The sequence below is a fragment of the Streptomyces amakusaensis genome (genome assembly GCF_039532665.1).
GTDB classification, from domain to species: domain Bacteria; phylum Actinomycetota; class Actinomycetes; order Streptomycetales; family Streptomycetaceae; genus Streptomyces; species Streptomyces amakusaensis.
The window spans coordinates 318,774-335,220 of record NZ_BAAASB010000001.1 but is presented as its reverse complement, the minus strand read 5'-3'; the positions used below and the strand labels follow the sequence as shown (position 1 = coordinate 335,220).

The window sequence follows — 16,447 nt, the reverse complement described above, 5'->3', positions numbered from 1 at the left end:
GGCCCGTGGGAGGCGCGGGCCACGGCGCGAGGTCGCCTACTGCGGGAAGTTCGGCCGCAGGTTCGGCTCGGTGAACCCCTTGGTGACGATGCCGGTCGGGCCGCCCTTCAGCAGCAGGCTCTTCTCGTGGTAGCCGGTGGACAGCAGCAGGTCGGCGTCGCCGTCCCGGTCGAGGTCGCGGAGCCGGAGCTCGGCCCCGAACGTCTCGATGGCGCGCGGGTCGCCGGGGACGCCCGGGGTCGCGCGGGTGAACCACTGCGATCCGGTCCCGGTGAGGCCCTTCTTGCCGCCGCGCAGGATGTGCGCGCCGCCCGCCCCCTCGGCGGAGCCGATCTTCTCCATGGTGCCGACCGCCAGATCCGGGTAGCCGTCGCGGTTGGTGTCGCCCGCCGAGACCGTGTAGCCGAAGGCGTCATCCTTGGTCATCTTGGTGGCGACCCCGGCGGTGTCCTGGGTGAGCCGGTACGAGGAGCCGGGCCCGCTCGCCGAGCCGCGCACCATGAGCACGGCGCCCGCGTAGTTCTTGTACGAGGGCTCGCCGACGGCCAGATCGCCGTGACCGTCCTTGTCGAAGTCGGCGACGACACCGGTGGCGTGGTAGTTCGGGTTCGCGGTGTTGTACGTCGTGGGCTTGCCGGCCTTGATCGTCGACCCGCCGCGCAGGAACCACGTACTCGCGACCTCGCTGTCCAGATACCCCGAGCCGAGGACGTACAGATCAGTGGCCCTGTCCTTGGTGACCTTCCCGGCGACCAGCTCGTGGGCCTCCAGCAGCGCGTCACTGTTCGGCTTGTGGTGGGTGACCTTGCCGGTGCCGCCGTTCTTGGAGGAGAACCCGCCCCGGTAGATGTGGACGGACCTGCCGTCGGCCACGGCCAGATCGGGCTTGCCGTTCCCGTCGAAGTCCCCGGCCGCGAGCGACCGGCCGAACGCCTGCTGTTCGGAGGGCGACTTCACGGCGAGGGTGGTGGCCTTGGAGCCGAGTCCGGCCTTCGACCCCCACACGATCACGACGAGGCCCCGGGCCTTGTGCTTCCCGACCTTCTCGATCGGGTCGCTCACGGCGAGGTCCGCGTATCCGTCACTGTTGAAGTCGGCGGTCGCCGTCACCTCTCCGAAGAGGTCATCACCGGCCGTCGCGCCGGGTATGCCGGGGCTGTTCTGGTCGAAGGTGTTCTTCTTGCCGAGCCCGGTCGCGGTCCCGTAGGTCACCGTGACCGAGGCATACCTCTCCGCGGTCACATAGTCCCGGAACCCGTCCCCGTTGAAGTCGTCCACGTGCTTGGCGGGCGCTGCGGCGGCCGTCCCCGCCGAGAGGCCGAGCAGCCCGCCGGTCAGGGCGGCGGCGGTGGCCGTCGCGACGGCGAGGCCCAGGTTCTTGCGCATGATCATGCAGATCTCCTGATGAGGATGGAAGCTGAGGAGGAGACCCGCGAAGCTGATCAACGGTTGTACGGATCAAGCGAGTTGACCGGCGTGATCGGCGTGATTCGCGTGATGGGGCTGCGGACCGCCTGGCCGGGGAGCGACCTACCCCAATAAGAGCGCTCCCCGGCCGTGCGGCTCACCGCTGTCGATCAGCCACCGATGCGGTAGCCGTCGTACGTGCCGCCACTGCACCCCAGGAAGATGTAGTGGAAGGTGATCTTGCCGCCTCCGTCGATGCAGCCCTGGGGGCTGACGTAGCGAATGGCGGGAACAGCTGCGGTGGCGGGGGCGGCGGCCGAGGCGGTTCCGGCGAAGCCCATGGTGAGAGCGGATCCGAGCACCGCGAGGGAAAGCAGACGACGTCGCATCAGTCGGCTCCATTTCGTGAGGGGCGATTGCCGGAGCAAACGTAACGACGTGTTCCGGAAGGTGACTATGTGCAAGAAGTGACTCAGGGGGCAGCAGGGGCAACTAAGGGGCCACTTATCAGCCATGAGGAGTGCTGGGAGCCGCCGCCGGCCGCACGCGGAGGAGGCGGGGCGCGCTGGTCCGGCACAAGTACCGCACACCGTATTTGTGCCGGTCATTGTGCCTGGTGACGACTGTGACCCGGCTGTTGGGATGGGCGGTGAAGCCCCCCGATGGGGGATGAACGGGGTTACCGGTGCGGCTGGTTGAGCGCCCGCCCTCTGCTGGAGATGAGGAAGAACGTGAGAGTCGGAAAAGGTGTGACCGGGCTGGTGGCCGCCGCGTGCGCGAGCGTCCTGCTGATGCCGTCCCCCGCCGTTGCGGCCCAGGCGCCGGAGACCAAGCCGGATTCCCACTGCGCCATGAATGTCGAAACCGGCGGCGTCACCTGCTACGACACTTTCCGCGAGAGTGTCGCCGCTGCCACCGGCGGCCGGATCACGGACGCGCCCGCGCCGGAGAAGGCCGCCAAGGACAAGCGGTTCCTGGCGAAGCTGAACGCGCCTTCCCGGGAGCGGGCCCGCGCGGGCGCCGCCGGCGTCAACTCCCGTGCGGCGAAGAGTGTCGTGCGCGGCGTGCTGTACGAGCACGCCCACTACGAAGGGAACTCCTGGACGCTCTACGGCCCCAGATGGTGCAAGAACGACGGGCAGTGGGACGGCTGGCTGGAGACACTCGGCGGTTGGGGCAACACCATCAGCTCTCTGATCCCCGCGAACGACTGCTACATCGACCTGTTCTCGGACCCCTACTTCCAGGGTGCGAGCCAGCTCTACACCTCCAGTACTCCCTACGTCGGCCATGCCATGAACGACCAGGCCAGTTCCCTGGGACTGACCTGAGGCGACAGGGCCTGAGCCCCGGAGGCTCAGGCCCGCGGGCCACCCCCGCCGGCTCAGTGGCGGGCGCTGTCGAGCGTACGGAGTTCGGCGGCGGCCTCGGCCTGGCGGGGGTGGTGGTGGGCGGTGAGGGTGTGCAGGGCGGCGGTCAGCGCCGTACGGGCCTCGTCGGTGCGGTCGAGATGGCGCAGGACGCGTCCGAGTTCGAGCTGGGTGGGGCCGAGCCACGCCGGTATGTCCAGCTCTTCGAGGATGTCCCAGGACGTACGCAGGGCGGCTTCGGCTTCCTGCCATCGTTCGAGGGCCGCGTAGTCGTTGCCGAGGTGTTGCAGGATGACGCCGTGGTAGATGGCGAGGAGATGAGGCGTCTGGCCGGGGATTCCCCGGTCATAGATCTCCAGGCTGTGGAGATGGGCTTCAAGAGCCCGATCGGGGTGGCCGTGCTGGAGGAGGGCTTCGCCGAGGGTGTTGAGGGCGGTCAGTTCGGCGAGCCTGCCTTGGGGGGTGGGGTTGTCGTGGTGACAGGCGGCTGATGCGCGGAGCCGGGCGATCGCCTCGTCCATCCGCCCGAGACGGCGCAGCGCGCCGGCGCCGTGCCCCAGGGCCCAGCCGGTCTGGAGCGGGTCCTCGCAGGCGCGGGCGACGGCGAGGGCGGCGTCGGCGGATTCGAGGGCGGCGCGGGGATCGTGGGCGCACCGGTTGTGGGCCCAGGCGAGGTTGTTGAGGTGGGCCGCCTCTTCGCGCGGGCTGCCGAGGGCGCGGGCGGCGTCGGCGGCGCACCGGAAGACGTCGACCCACTGGGGCCAGTGCTGGGTGAGGTCGGAGAACCAGTACATGGCCCGGGCGGCGTCGACGGCCTGTCGGTGCCGGCCGGTGGTACGGGCATGGTGGAGGGCGGCGAGCCACTGCGCGCGTTCGGCTTCGAGCCAGGCGCGGGCCGGGTCGCGGCCGGTGGGGGCGGTGGCGGGGTCGGGGTCGCCGGAGGGGCCGTTGTGGGGTTCGGCGTCGAAGTGGAGGGCCGCCGCGGTGGCGCGGGCGAGCATCCAGCGGGCGGTGCGGTCCAGGGCCGCGTCCCGGCTCGGCGGGTCGTCCTCGGTGGCCGCTTGTTCGGCGGCGAAGAGTCTCAGCAGGTCGTGGAAGCGGTAGCGCTCGGCAGCGGGGTCGGTGTGGAGCAGCCCGCGGTCGCAGAGCCGGTCCAGGCGGAGTTGGGCGTCGCGGAGCGGGATTCCGGCGAGGAGGGCGGCGGTCTCGGGGCTCAGGTCCTGGCCCGCGGCGAGCGCGCAGCGCCGCCAGAGGAGTCGGGAGACGTCGTCGAGCTGCCGGTAGGAGAGCGCGAAGGCGGACCGTACCTGGCGGTCGCCGGTCTGGAGCAGGTCGAGCCGGCGATGCTCGCGGTCGAGGAGGGCCGCGAGTTTGGCGAGGGATTCCCCCGGCCGGGCGGCGAGGCGCTGTCCGGCGATCCGCAGGGCCAGCGGCAGCCGGCCGCACGAGTCCGCCAGATCGCGGGCGGCCTGGGTCTCCCGGGCGATCCGCTCCGTGCCGACGATCCGCGTGAGCAGTTCGACGGCCTCCTCGCGGCGCAGCAGCGGCAGTTCGACGCGGTGGACGGCGTCGAGCCCGCTGAGGCAGTTCCGGCTGGTGACGATGGTGAGGCAGGTGCCGGAGCCGGGGAGGAGGGGGCGTATCTGCTCCTCGTCGGCCGCGTTGTCGAGGATCAGCAGCAGACGGCGGGTCGCGGTGAGGGAGCGGAGGAGTCCGGCCCGGTCCTCCGTCGCCCGGGGCACGGTCTGGGCCGCGACGCCGAGGGCGGCCAGCAGCCGGGCCAGCGCGTCGCCCGGCCGGACGGGCTCGGGGTCCATGGCGCGCAGGTCGAGACAGAGCTGTCCGTCGGGGAAGCGGGCGGCGAGCCGGTGGGCCGCGTGCACGGCGAACGCCGTCTTCCCGAGGCCGGGCGCGCCCGCGACCACGGCCACGGACGGGCAGTCGGGCTCCGCGCCGTCGGCCAGGTGCTCCAGGGCGGTGAGCGCGGCACCTCGGGCGGTGAAGTCACCCGCGTCCCGGGGCAGCGCGAGGATCCCCGGCGGGGTCGGTCCGGCGGCCTTCGCCTGTCGGTGCCGTGCCCGCCCGGGGACGGCCGCCGCCTCCAGCGACCTGGTCTCGTCGGCGCTCAGCCCCAGCGCCCGGGACAGGGCCTGGACGGTGTGGCGCTGCGGCCCTGTGGTGCGTCCGCGCTCCAGGTTCGCCAGCGCCCGTACGCTCAGTCCCGCGCTATGGGCGAGCCGCTCCTGGCTCAGCCCGGCACCGGCGCGCAGGGCACGCAGGCGCTGTCCGAACTCCCCAGGTATCGGACGGGTCATGTCCGGGCTCTCCCTGCTGTCCGCCCCCGCAGAGGGTGCGCCGGTCCGGCGCAAGTGGCATGCACCGCACTGTGCTTGTGCCGGAACCCGCGCTCGTACGTATGACGGACATTGTGCCTGGTGACGACCACGGCCCGGTAAGGGAACACGCCGTCGCGCGGACCGTCCGCGAGATCAGGCGGTGGCGGCCCGGCCCAGAGCCAGGGCCAGTTCGACAACCTCGGCCGGGGCCTTCGCCACCGATCCGGTGTCGAAGGGCGGCTCCGGGTCGTACTCCGTGTAGAGCTGGATCGCCTGGGCCGTCGCCTCGTCCGTGAGCAGGGCCGTCAGCTGAATCGCCATGTCGATCCCGGAGGAGACCCCGGCCGAGGTGATCACCCGGTCCTGCCGGACCACCCGCTCGGACGTGTAGACCGCCCCGTACGACTCCAGATCCTTGGCCGCGTCCCAGTGAGTCGTGGCGGTCAGCCCCTCCAGCAGCCCGGCCGCCCCGAGCACCAGCGAACCGGTGCAGACCGAGGTGGTGAACCGGCTCCCCGCGTGCATCCGGCGCACCCAGTCGAGGAAATCGGGATCGTCCATCATGGTCAGGAAGCTGCCCCCGCCCGGGATCAGCAGCACGTCACAGCGCTCCACCTCGGAGTACCGCGTCGCCACATGCACCGGCAGGGATCCCAACACGTCCTGCACCAAACCGGGTTCGGCCGTCACGAACCGCACGGTGGCACCGGGCACATACCCGAGAATCTCGTACGGTCCGATCGCGTCGAGCGGCTCGAACCGGTTGAAGAGCGGTATCACGATGTCCATGGGTCAGACCGCCTCGATCCGGTTGCGCAGAAGACAGAATTCATTTCCCTCGGGGTCCAGCAGAACATGCCAGCTCTCCGCCCCCGTCTGCCCGATGTCGGCGGCCCTGGCACCGAGCGCGAGCAGCCGCTCCAGCTCCGCGTCCTGATCCCGGTCGGTCGCGCTGACATCGATGTGCAGCCGGAGCTTCCCGGGCCTGGGGTCGCTGCTGGGACTCAGCACAAGCGTGGGCAGCGGACCGCCGAACCCCACCCCGGGCGGCCCGATCTCGATGCTTCCGTCCTCGTCCCGGCCCAGCTCGGCGTAGCCGAGAACCTCGCTCCAGAACGCGGCGAGCAGGTCGGGATCGGCACAGTCGATGACCAGTTCACTGATGCGGCATGCCATGCCCGGCAGTGTACGCAGGTGGAGTTCTTGCCCCACGGGGCAAGAACGATCTCGCTCAGGGCGCGGCGGCCTTCCGCTCGGAGTTGCTGAGGGGCGGGCCGGTGAGAGGCGGCTTCCTCGGGCCGAGGAGCATCGGCAGCAGCATGTCGGCCGGGGAGAAGAGCCGGGACGGAGGTTTCTCCAGGCTCATGACGTCCAGCAGGGCACCGAGTGCCCGGGGGTTTCCGGCGCCGGTGACGACACAGCGGTCGACGTAGCGGGCGAGGAGCAGCTCGGCCGGTTGGGGCGGGGTGGCTGTGGCCCCGGGGTAGAGGGCGTCTTGGCCGACGGCGAGGTTCCAGGCGGCTGATACGGGCCGGGCCGCGGCCTTCTGGAGGCGGCGGGCGGTACCGGGCGCGGTGAGGGCGTGGGAGCGCAGGGTGTCGCGGACGGCGAGGGCGCACTGGGCGGCGGCGGTGAGGCCGTGTCCGTAGACGGGGTTGTAGCGGGCGATGGCGTCGCCGAGGACGGTGAAGCCGTCGGGCCAGGACTTCGCCTTCTCGTAGTAGTGGCGCTGGTTGGAGGTGCTGCGGGTGGTGGTGACGTCGCCGAGCGGTTCGGCGTGTTCGAGGAGGTCGCCGATGACGGGGTCGCCGAGCCCGCGGGCGAAGTTGAGGAAGCCCTCGCCGTCGCCCGGGGGCTCGCCGCCCCGGGTGCCGGAGAGGGTGACGATCCAGCGGTCGCCCTCGATGGGCAGGATGATGCCGCCCTGACCCGGTGCCTTGGCGGGGTTCGCCTGGACGTTGACGATGGGGAAGCCGGTCGTGGCGGTGGTGCCCGGTGCCCGGTAGAGGCGGGTGGAGTAGGCGAAACCGGCGTCGACCTCCCGTTCGGCGACGGGCGGCAGGCCGAGTTCGGCGAGCCATTGCGGGGCGCGGGATCCACGGCCGGTGGCGTCGATGACGAGGTCGGCGGCGAGGACGCGCTCCTGGCCGCCGGTGGATATTCGGACACCGGTGACGCGGGCGGCGGTCCCCGCCAGCCCTCGGGCGGCGGTGTCGTCCAGGAGCGTGATCCGCCCGTCGCCGAGTACGTGCTTCCTCAGGGAGGCGTCGAGGAGGTCCCGGGAGCACACGAGGTTGCGGTGGTGGGTTCGTGTGAACCGGCGGAACCACACCTCGTTGGGGGCGCGGCTCACCATGTCGCCCATGATGCGGAAGAGGTTCCCGCCCTGGGCAACGATGTCGTCCACGACCCCGGGGAGCAGCTCGGTGAAGGCGTTCACACCGCCTGACCAGACGATATGCGCGTGCCGGGCCTGGGGGACACCGCGCCGGGGCCCCGCCCCCGCCGGCAGGACGTCCCGCTCGACAATGGTGACGTCGGCGAACTCCGTGAGGGCGGTCGCCGCTAAGAGGCCTGCGGCCGAGGCTCCGAGAACAACCGCGACGGGCCTGCGACCGGTGGTGTCAGACATGGGCCACGCCCCCCAGGGACTCCGCCGCCCTGCGCGACAGCCGCCAGACCTGCTCCTCGCCGGTCTCCGCCGGGGCGAGGCGCTCGGAGGGGCGGCGGAGGTGCTCGGTGAAGCCGAGGCGGGCGGGGACGGCCCCGCTGGGGAGGTTGGCCGGGTCGTGGACGATCTCCACGCAGTCGACACCGGGGAGACGGAAGGCCTGCTCGGCCAGGGCGCGGGCGGCACGGGTGGCAAGGCCGCGCCCGGTGGCGGCGGGGTGGAGCCAGTAGCCGATCTCCCGGACCTCGGCCGGGGTGTCCTCGCGCCGGAGCAGTGCGCAGACGCCGACGATGGCCCCGTCCAGCACGATCGCGTAGGTGAACTCTTCGCCGCTCGCCCAGAGCGCCGCGCGGCCCGCCAGGAAGTCGGTGGTCTTGGCCAGGCTGTGTTCGGCGACCCAGGGCATCCAGGGGCGCAGGTGTTCCAGAGACTCTTCGATGACCTGGAAGAGCTCCGGGAGGTCCGTCTCGGGGCGGAAGGGGCGCAGTGTCAGGTCATCCAGCTCGATGACCTGCTGAGGAAGATCCATGTCAGAGGATCGCGCGCGGCCGTCCCGGCAGGCAAAGGGATTTGATCCGCCACCCCGGGGCTCGGTGGTGGGGTGGCGGTGGGTGGGACGGGTCAGACGGAGTGGGTGCGCGCGTACGTGAGGAAGGCGGACCAGGTGGGGGAGGGGAGGGTGAGGTGGCCCTCGGTGGGCTGCTTGGAGTCGCGTACGTGGATGAGGGTGGGGCAGGTGGCGACCTCGACGCAGTTGCCGCCTTCGCCGCCGCTGTAACTGGACTTCTCCCAGGTGAGAGCGACTTCGAGGCAGTTACCGCCGGAGCCGTCGCTGTAACTGCTCTTGACCCAGTGGAGGTGCTCGCTGTTCATTGTGCTCCCAGCAACTTCTCGATGAGGGACAGGGATTCATCGGTGCGGAGGGCCCGCGATCGCATAATCCCATAGCGCTCACTGATGACGCGCACCTCTTCCTGGTCGGTGATCAGCTTGGGGTACCCCTGGGCTTCGATGTAGGCCACCTGCTTTCGCCCTTTGGGAGTCAGCAGTGTGAAAGTGCCTCCCAAGGAGGGATGCTCTCCGCAGTCGTTGGGCATCACCTGAATCTCGACATTGCGCTTCTGGCCGACGTCCAGGAGTTTCCGCAGCTGATTCTTGTGAACAGCGCTCCCGCCGATGGGCCGTCGCAGCAGGGCCTCTTCCATCAGGAAGGTGAAGGTGGGGGCGGGCCACTTCTCCAGGATCACCTGTCGGGCCATTCGGTCGGCGACTCGCTTTTCCATGGCCTGCTCGCTCAGCAAGGGGCGCCAGTGCTTGAAGACGGACCGCGCATACTCCTCTGTCTGGAGCAGTCCTGGAATCGCCTGCACGCTGTAGTCATGCAGCGCAACCGCCTGCGCCTCCGCGTCGGCGAAGTCCCGGAACCAGTCGGGATGCCTCTTCCTGGCCTGCGCCAGCGCCTTCTCCACGTCGTCCACCGCCGCCTTGAGCAGCCCGCCCGCGTTGAGGACCACATCGGCCCGGTTGAGGAACTCCGCCTGGGTGGGCCGTACACCCCGCTCGACGGAGGAGACGAGGTCCTCGCTGTAGTTGAGCGCCTTGCCCAGGTCCTTCTGGCTCATGCCGGCGAGGGTGCGGAGGATCCGCACCTGTAGGCGCAGAGTGTTGAAGAGGAGAGCCGTACCGTCCAGCTCGATCGGGAGTTCGGGCCGCCGCTCGTGCTCTGCGTCTGCCATGTCCGTACCGCCTTCGTGTGCGTGCCCGATGGGCACGGCCGGGATCCCGTACAGCGCACCGCACGCACCCGTACCGCTACCCAGCGTCGTGCGTCACTGCTGTTCAGCAGTATGCGGATGGGGCCACGCTCTGTGACATGAATCCCCAAACCCCCACTCACACGGTTGAATTCACCCAGCGCTTCCCCGCCACCCGCAAATGCGCCCAGCTGGCGCGACTGCTCGCCGTGCACGCCCTCGACGGCTGGGGCATCGCCGTCGGCACCGGGCCGTCCGACGCGGCGGCGCAGATCGTCGCGGAACTCGCCGCGAACGCGGTGACGCACGCGAAGGTCCCGGGGCGGGAGTTCGAACTGCGGCTGTCCCGTACCGCCGACACCCTGCGCATCGAGGTCTCGGACGCGCGCGCCGAGTGTGCCCCGGTGCCCCGGGATCCGAGCGCCGACGCCGAGTCGGGGCGGGGGCTGTTTCTGATCGAGGCGCTGGCGTCCTCCTGGGGCACCAAGGAGAGAGTCGTGGGGAAGACGGTCTGGGCGGACATCGGCCTGGCCCAGGTACTCGGGCAGAACTGAGTATGCGCACTCTGTTCGACCGTCCGGCGAACCGTGACGCTTGAGCCATGCGACAGCGACTGACGACTTCCGGTTTCCACCTGCTGATCACCCTGGCGGTCATCGCGACCACGGCAGCCGCCTGGGCCGCCTGGCTCGGCTGGGACCAGGTCCGCGACGAAGCCCTCGACGGCTCGTCGACCGGCCCGTACGAGGCATGGCAGGTGATCGGCCTCGTACTGACCCTGCTCCTGCCGGCCTGCTGGGCGGCGACCCGGCGTTACAACATCGGCGCGGTGGTCGGCATCCCGATCGGTCTGACCGTCGCGTCCTACTACGACTGGCGGGCGGACGACAGCAGCGGGCTCTTCGCGATCGGCGTGGCGATGATCCTTGCGGGGAGCATCGCCGCGACGGTCGCCGTCTCCTCCGTGGTCAAGGTGGTGGCGGAGAGCAGGCAGCGGCGGGCGAGCGTCGCCTGAGTCGCGAGGGACGGCAGTGCGATAACCAGTCGCGGCACCGTCAGCCCGCTGATAGGACATGGGGATGGTGACCGAACCGCTCGACCCTCTGGACCGACTCCTCGCCGAGCGCGCCTGCGAGCGCCTGATCATCGAGTTCGGCCGCGAACTCGACCTCGGCGAACCGGGCTCCGTCGCCGACCTGTTCACCCCCGACGGCGTCTGGGAATGGACCGCCGGCGACCGCCGCATCCAGGGCCGCGACGCCCTCCGCGCCTACTTCGGCTCCCGCCCCGCCGACCGCCTCTCCCGCCGCGTCCTCACCAACATCCTCGTCACCCTCACCTCCCCCGCCACCGCCACCTCGACCTCCTACTTCACGACCTACCGCATCGACGGCCACACCGACGGCATCCAGCCACCCCGGATCCCCGTCCAGGTCGGCCACTACGAAGACACCTTCCACAAGACCGACGGCCTCTGGCTCCTCCACACCCGCTCCACCTTCCTGACCTTCGCGGGCCCCACCGAGCGCCTCGCCACTCCGCCGCCCGCCGGGGCGTAGGGACGGAGTCCGAACGTGCGTGGAGGGAGGCGCTGCTCTCAGATCATGGGAGCCGATCTCAGCAGGTCCCCACGGCCCAGAAGCAGCCGCTCGGCGTGCTCGCCGGTGAGGTGGACCCGGGCGGCGTGGGGCGGGTCGAGGGATTCGGCGAGTACGCCGGGGTAGCGCTCGATCCGGGCGAGTTCGAGCCGGAGAGGGGTGTCGGCGGGCCGGGAAGGGGTGTCGGTGGTGAAGAGCTGGCCGAGCAGGACGAGGCCGCCGACACAGCGGACGACGCAGATCGCACCGGAGGGGGTCTGCCGCTCCACCTCATGGATCTGGAGTGTGCCGGGTCCGTCGGGGAGCGCGTGGCCGGGCTCTGCCGGTGAGGGGGCGGTCATCTCCCCATTGTGTGGATGGTGTGGAGCGGCGCACGGCCCACCGGCCGGTTCCCGCCGTCCGTGCCCCGTCTCGCCGGGTGGGGGACCGTCGGGTGTCGGAGGCAGCTCGTATGCTCGATTCATGACGGATCAGATGCCCGTGCGCCCCACCGAGAACGCGATGCGCCGTGCCCTCAAGCGAGCGAGGGACGGGGTGGCGCTCGATGTCACCGAGGCCGCTGTGCTGTTGCAGGCGCGGGGGAGTGATCTGGAGGATCTGTGTCGGTCGGCGGGGCGGGTGCGGGACGCGGGGCTGGAGGCGGCCGGGCGGGCGGGGGTGATCACGTACTCGAAGAGTGTGTTCATTCCGCTGACGAAGCTGTGCCGGGACAAGTGCCACTACTGCACGTTCGCGACGGTGCCGGGGAAGCTGCGCCGGGCCGGGCACGGGATGTTCATGTCGCCGGACGAGGTGATCGAGGTCGCGCGGCGCGGGGCGGAGATGGGGTGCAAGGAGGCGCTCATCACGCTGGGGGACAAGCCGGAGGACAGATGGCCCGAGGCCAGGGAGTGGCTGGAGGCGGAGGGGTACGACGACACGATCGCGTATGTGCGGGCGATGTCGATCCGGATCCTGGAGGAGACGGGGCTGCTGCCGCATCTGAACCCGGGGGTCATGAGCTGGACGGACTTCCAGCGGCTGAAGCCGGTCGCGCCGTCGATGGGGATGATGCTGGAGACCACGGCGACCCGGCTGTGGAGCGAGCCCGGCGGCCCGCACTACGGCTCGCCCGACAAGGAGCCGGCCGTGCGGCTGAGGGTGCTGGAGGACGCGGGGCGCAGCTCGGTGCCGTTCACCAGTGGGCTGTTGATCGGGATCGGGGAGACGTATGAGGAGCGGGCGGACTCGCTGTTCGCGCTGCGGCGGGTCTCGCGTTCGTACCACGGTGTGCAGGAGCTGATCCTTCAGAACTTCCGGGCGAAGCCGGACACGGCGATGCGCGGTATGCCGGACGCGGAGCTGGACGAGCTGGTGGCGACCGTGGCCGTGGCGCGGCACATCATGGGGCCGTCGGCCTGTCTCCAGGCCCCGCCGAATCTGGTGGACGCGGAGTACGCGCGGCTGATCGGCGCGGGGATCGACGACTGGGGCGGGGTCTCGCCGCTCACCCCGGACCATGTGAACCCCGAGCGCCCCTGGCCCCGGATCGACGAGCTGGCGGAGCACTCGGCCGCCGCCGGGTTCCGGCTGGAGGAGCGGCTGTGCGTCTATCCGGAGTTCGTCCAGCGGGGCGAGCCGTGGCTTGACCCGAGGCTGCTCCCGCATGTGCGGGCGCTCGCGGACCCGGAGACGGGTCTTGCCCGCGCGGGCGCGATGCCGGTGGGGCTGCCCTGGCAGGAGCCTGACGAGAGCTTCACCGCGAGCGGGCGCACCGATCTGCACCGCACCATCGACACCGAGGGCCGCACGCACGACCGCAGGGACGACTTCGACGCGGTGTACGGGGACTGGGAGGCGCTGCGGGAGGCCGCCGTGCCGGGGATGGTGCCGCAGCGCATCGACACCGATGTCCGGCAGGCGCTGAGCCAGGCCGCCGACGACCCGACCCGGCTCAGTGACGACGAGGCCCTCGCGCTGCTCCACGCGGACGGCCCCGCCCTCGACGCGCTGACGCGGATCGCGGACGAGCTGCGCCGGTCGGTCGTCGGCGACGACGTCACCTATGTCGTCACCCGGAACATCAACTTCACCAATGTCTGCTACACCGGCTGCCGCTTCTGCGCCTTCGCCCAGCGGCGCACCGATGCCGATGCCTACACCCTCTCCCTCGACCAGGTCGCCGACCGGGCCGAGCAGGCGTGGGACGTCGGCGCGGTGGAGGTGTGCATGCAGGGCGGCATCCACCCCGACCTTCCGGGCACGGCGTACTTCGACATCGCGCGGGCCGTGAAGGCGCGCGTACCAGGCATGCATGTGCACGCCTTCTCGCCGATGGAGGTGGTCAACGGGGCCTCGCGCACCGGTCTGTCCATCGAGGAGTGGCTGACGGCGGCGAAGGAGGCCGGTCTCGACTCGATGCCCGGCACCGCCGCCGAGATCCTCGACGACGAGGTCCGCTGGATCCTCACCAAGGGCAAGCTCCCCACCGCCACCTGGATCGAGGTCATCACCACCGCGCACCGGCTGGGCATCCGCTCCTCCTCCACGATGATGTACGGGCATGTCGACCAGCCCCGGCACTGGCTCGGCCATCTCCGCACCCTGGCCCGCATCCAGCAGGAGACGGGCGGCTTCACCGAGTTCGTCACCCTCCCCTTCATCCATACCAACGCCCCCGTCTATCTCGCGGGCATCGCGCGCCCCGGCCCGACCGTCCGGGACAATCGCGCGGTCACCGCGATGGCCCGGATCCTGCTCCACCCGCACATCACCAATATCCAGACCAGCTGGGTGAAGCTGGGCGCGGAGGGCGCGGCCGAGATGCTCCGCTCCGGGGCCAATGACGTCGGCGGCACGCTGATGGAGGAGACCATCTCCCGGATGGCCGGCTCGCGCTACGGCTCCTACCGCTCCATCAAGGACCTCATCGCCATCGCCGACCTCGCGGGCCGCCCCGCCAAGGCCCGCACCACCCTCTACGGGGAAGTCTCCGAGGAACGCATGCGCGCCGCGCACGGCTCCGACGGCCACCTTCCCCAGCTGCTCCCGATCGTCACCGAGTAACTCCTGCTCGGCCGAGCGGCCGGTCCGGGAGCGAGGGCGAACACAAGACGAAAGTCGCTCCCGGACGCGACCCTCGTATGACGCGCCCGGCCCCCGTCGCCCCGCATGATGGAAGCAACGGCTCCGGACCGGTGGGGCACGAGATCAACGGGGGTATGCCGGGGCGTCGCACCCGGTGTGCCGTCCCGCCGGTCCGGCCGCCGTACGCGCGGGAGGGCCTCGCCCGCGCACCCGCCGGGGCTCCCGCGCCCCCGCTCCCCGGGTATCAGCCGATAAGCTGCTCGGCGTCATCGCCCTCCGAGGGGGGCTGGGAGCGCGCTGAGGAGACAATTGCCCGATGGCCCGTCAGATATCTTCCGGGGCGTTGGTGACAGGGCTCACCTCGGCGGCGCTCATGGGCGTACTGCTGCTCGCGGTGCAGGCGGGCGAGTCGGCCCCGCTGAACCCCGCCGCCGCCGGTAAGCCGGTGGGGAGCCCCGGGCCGACCCTGTCGCCGCAGAAGCCCAAGACCGCGCCGAAGCCGCCGGCCGTGCCCGCCGAGTCGGGGCAGGGGAAGCGGGTCGTGTACTCGCTGGGCCAGGACCGCGTCTGGCTGGTCGACCACACCGAGAAGGCACTCCGCACCTTCACCGTCTGGCCCGGCAATGTGGAACCCGCCCTCGGCATCCACAAGGTCACCACCCGGACGGCCACCGCCACCGGCACCGACGGGGTGTCGGTGGAGAACGTCGTCTTCTTCTCCGCCCTGGGCAACGTCAACATCGCCTTCTCGGCGGCGATCGACGGCTCGTCCCCCAAGCCGATCCCCGGAAAGCAGACCGGCGCGATACGGGTGGGCACCGAGGACGGCCAGAAGATCTGGGACTTCACCGTGAAGGGCAGCGACATCGTCGTCGTCCGCTGATCCACCGCGCATCCACCGAATCCACCGCCCCCGCACTCTCTCTCCACCCGCTCCACACCGCTCGCCCGGCCGTGGAACACCGGCCGGGCCGGGCGTCCCCCGTTCGATTACAGTGCTGCCCCGGCAGAGGTACGGACCAGAGGTACGGAACAGAGTCACGGACCAGGTTCCACGTCCAGGGAGGGCGAGCGTGAGCACAGCGGCCACCGTCGTCTGGGGACGGGTCGAGCAGCAGGACTTCCGGTCCCGGGTGCGCGGCGCACTGCTCGGCGGAGCCGTCGGCGACGCCTTCGGGGCGGGCGTCGCGGCCCTCAGCCTGGAGCGGATACGCGATGCGCACGGCCCCGAGGGCGTCGTGGACCTGGTCCCCGCCCACGGCCGCCGGGGAGCCGTCACCGCCGCCACCCAGCTGACCCTGTTCACCGTCGACGGACTGATCCGCGCCCAGGTGCGCCGGGACACCGGGGCCTGGCACCCGCCCACCGACATCCACCGCGCCTATCTGCGCTGGGCCGCCACCCAGCACCACTGGGGCCCCGACGAGCGCCGCGCCGACAACGGCTGGCTCGCCCGCGAGGAGTGGCTCTACACCCGCCGCGACCCGCCGCGCGCCAGCCTGCTCGGCCTCGGCGACGAACGCATGGGCACCCTGGAGAGCCCCAAGAACCCCGAAGCGCGCGACGCCGGGGCGCTCGCGCGCTCCGCGCCGTTCGGACTCCTCGTCGGCTGGGAACCACAGCTGGTCTGCCAGCTCGCCCTGGAGTGCGCCGCCCAGACCCACGGCCACCCCACCGCCTTCCTCTCGGCCGGCGCGTTCGCCGTCATCGTCCACGGCCTCGCCCGGGGCGGAACCCTGGAGGACTCCGCCCGCCGCGCCCTCGCCCTCATCGGCGCGCGCCCCGGCCACCAGCCGGTCACCGACGCGCTGACCGACGCGCTCGACGCCGTACGGCAGGGAGTCCCCGACGCCGACCGCGTCGCCCGGCTCGGCGGCGAGGGGCACTCCGAGAACGCGCTCGCCGTCGCCGTCTACTCCGCCCTCGTCAGCGAGGACATCCGGCACGGCCTGCGCCTCGCCGTCAACCACGACGGGCCCTCGCAGCTCACCGGCGCCGCCACCGGCACCCTCCTCGGCGCGCTCCACGGCGAGACGGCCCTGCCGCCCGCCTGGCTCGCCGAACTGGAGGGCCGCTCCACCCTGCTGGAGCTGGCCGACGACTTCGCGATGGAGATGACCCAGGGCCCGGCGCTGCACAGCCCCACCGCCGCCGCCCCCGGCTGGCTCGCCCGCTACCCCCGGGGCTGACCGTCCTTCTCCGCCGGGCAACCACCCGAAAGAACCGCCCCGTTCGTTTAGCATCA

At 71.2% G+C, this 16,447-nt stretch carries 17 protein-coding genes; 7 read left to right on the top strand and 10 right to left on the bottom strand.

Features of this window, described 5'->3' with window-relative positions; all coding sequences use genetic code 11:
* Positions 1-36: 36 nt before the first annotated feature.
* Positions 37-1,392, bottom strand: coding sequence for an FG-GAP and VCBS repeat-containing protein (locus ABD371_RS01310; RefSeq protein WP_344471668.1), 1,356 nt, complete (start codon positions 1,390-1,392; stop codon positions 37-39).
* A gap of 185 nt (positions 1,393-1,577) precedes the next feature.
* Positions 1,578-1,796, bottom strand: a complete 219-nt coding sequence (locus tag ABD371_RS01305; protein WP_344471665.1) for a hypothetical protein — start codon at positions 1,794-1,796, stop codon at positions 1,578-1,580.
* Positions 1,797-2,138: 342 nt separating this feature from the next.
* On the opposite strand from ABD371_RS01305, the gene ABD371_RS01300 reads away from it, so the two are divergent.
* Positions 2,139-2,738 carry a hypothetical protein gene (locus ABD371_RS01300; RefSeq protein WP_344471663.1) on the top strand — a complete coding sequence of 200 codons (600 nt, stop codon included), beginning with the start codon at positions 2,139-2,141 and terminating at the stop codon, positions 2,736-2,738.
* A 53-nt stretch (positions 2,739-2,791) separates the two neighbouring features.
* On the opposite strand, the gene ABD371_RS01295 is transcribed toward ABD371_RS01300, so the two are convergent.
* The 7 genes from ABD371_RS01295 to ABD371_RS01265 all read right to left on the bottom strand — a co-directional run bounded on the left by ABD371_RS01295 (position 2,792) and on the right by ABD371_RS01265 (position 9,520).
* Entirely contained in the window at positions 2,792-5,092 is a 2,301-nt protein-coding gene (locus ABD371_RS01295; RefSeq protein ID WP_344471661.1) for an ATP-binding protein, read from the bottom strand.
* A gap of 174 nt (positions 5,093-5,266) precedes the next feature.
* Positions 5,267-5,902 (bottom strand): DJ-1/PfpI family protein, encoded by a 636-nt coding sequence (locus ABD371_RS01290; RefSeq protein ID WP_344471659.1) that lies wholly within the window; start codon positions 5,900-5,902, stop codon positions 5,267-5,269.
* A 3-nt stretch (positions 5,903-5,905) separates the two neighbouring features.
* The gene (locus ABD371_RS01285) at positions 5,906-6,289 is read right to left on the bottom strand and encodes a VOC family protein (protein ID WP_344471657.1); all 384 of its coding nucleotides are present in this window, start codon (positions 6,287-6,289) and stop codon (positions 5,906-5,908) included.
* A 55-nt stretch (positions 6,290-6,344) separates the two neighbouring features.
* Positions 6,345-7,745, bottom strand: a complete 1,401-nt coding sequence (locus ABD371_RS01280) for a pyridine nucleotide-disulfide oxidoreductase (RefSeq protein ID WP_344471655.1) — start codon at positions 7,743-7,745, stop codon at positions 6,345-6,347.
* Positions 7,738-8,313 carry a GNAT family N-acetyltransferase gene (locus ABD371_RS01275; RefSeq protein WP_344471653.1) on the bottom strand — a complete coding sequence of 192 codons (576 nt, stop codon included), beginning with the start codon at positions 8,311-8,313 and terminating at the stop codon, positions 7,738-7,740. The genes ABD371_RS01280 and ABD371_RS01275 overlap by 8 nt, the downstream gene beginning before the upstream one ends.
* Before the next feature lie 92 nt (positions 8,314-8,405).
* On the bottom strand, positions 8,406-8,657 hold the full coding sequence (locus tag ABD371_RS01270; protein WP_344471651.1) for a DUF397 domain-containing protein: 252 nt from the start codon (positions 8,655-8,657) through the stop codon (positions 8,406-8,408).
* Entirely contained in the window at positions 8,654-9,520 is an 867-nt protein-coding gene (locus ABD371_RS01265) for a helix-turn-helix domain-containing protein (RefSeq protein ID WP_344471649.1), read from the bottom strand. The genes ABD371_RS01270 and ABD371_RS01265 overlap by 4 nt, the downstream gene beginning before the upstream one ends.
* Positions 9,521-9,657: 137 nt before the next feature.
* Here ABD371_RS01265 and ABD371_RS01260 point away from each other — a divergent pair, with 137 nt between their 5' ends.
* The 3 genes from ABD371_RS01260 to ABD371_RS01250 all read left to right on the top strand — a co-directional run bounded on the left by ABD371_RS01260 (position 9,658) and on the right by ABD371_RS01250 (position 11,097).
* Positions 9,658-10,092, top strand: a complete 435-nt coding sequence (locus ABD371_RS01260) for an ATP-binding protein (RefSeq protein ID WP_344471648.1) — start codon at positions 9,658-9,660, stop codon at positions 10,090-10,092.
* Between the two features lie 47 nt (positions 10,093-10,139).
* Positions 10,140-10,553, top strand: a complete 414-nt coding sequence (locus tag ABD371_RS01255) for a hypothetical protein (RefSeq protein WP_344471647.1) — start codon at positions 10,140-10,142, stop codon at positions 10,551-10,553.
* A gap of 64 nt (positions 10,554-10,617) precedes the next feature.
* Positions 10,618-11,097 carry a nuclear transport factor 2 family protein gene (locus tag ABD371_RS01250; RefSeq protein ID WP_344471645.1) on the top strand — a complete coding sequence of 160 codons (480 nt, stop codon included), beginning with the start codon at positions 10,618-10,620 and terminating at the stop codon, positions 11,095-11,097.
* A gap of 38 nt (positions 11,098-11,135) precedes the next feature.
* On the opposite strand, the gene ABD371_RS01245 is transcribed toward ABD371_RS01250, so the two are convergent.
* A complete protein-coding gene (locus tag ABD371_RS01245) occupies positions 11,136-11,477 on the bottom strand; it encodes a hypothetical protein (protein ID WP_344471643.1) in 342 nt (113 codons plus the stop codon).
* A gap of 121 nt (positions 11,478-11,598) precedes the next feature.
* Here ABD371_RS01245 and ABD371_RS01240 point away from each other — a divergent pair, with 121 nt between their 5' ends.
* From ABD371_RS01240 to ABD371_RS01230, 3 genes are all read left to right on the top strand, one after another.
* Complete coding sequence (locus ABD371_RS01240; RefSeq protein ID WP_344471641.1) at positions 11,599-14,181, top strand: bifunctional FO biosynthesis protein CofGH; 2,583 nt, start codon at positions 11,599-11,601, stop codon at positions 14,179-14,181.
* Positions 14,182-14,518: 337 nt separating this feature from the next.
* Complete coding sequence (locus ABD371_RS01235; protein ID WP_344471639.1) at positions 14,519-15,085, top strand: hypothetical protein; 567 nt, start codon at positions 14,519-14,521, stop codon at positions 15,083-15,085.
* Positions 15,086-15,275: 190 nt separating this feature from the next.
* Entirely contained in the window at positions 15,276-16,391 is a 1,116-nt protein-coding gene (locus ABD371_RS01230; RefSeq protein ID WP_344471637.1) for an ADP-ribosylglycohydrolase family protein, read from the top strand.
* The last annotated feature ends 56 nt before the right edge of the window (positions 16,392-16,447 follow it).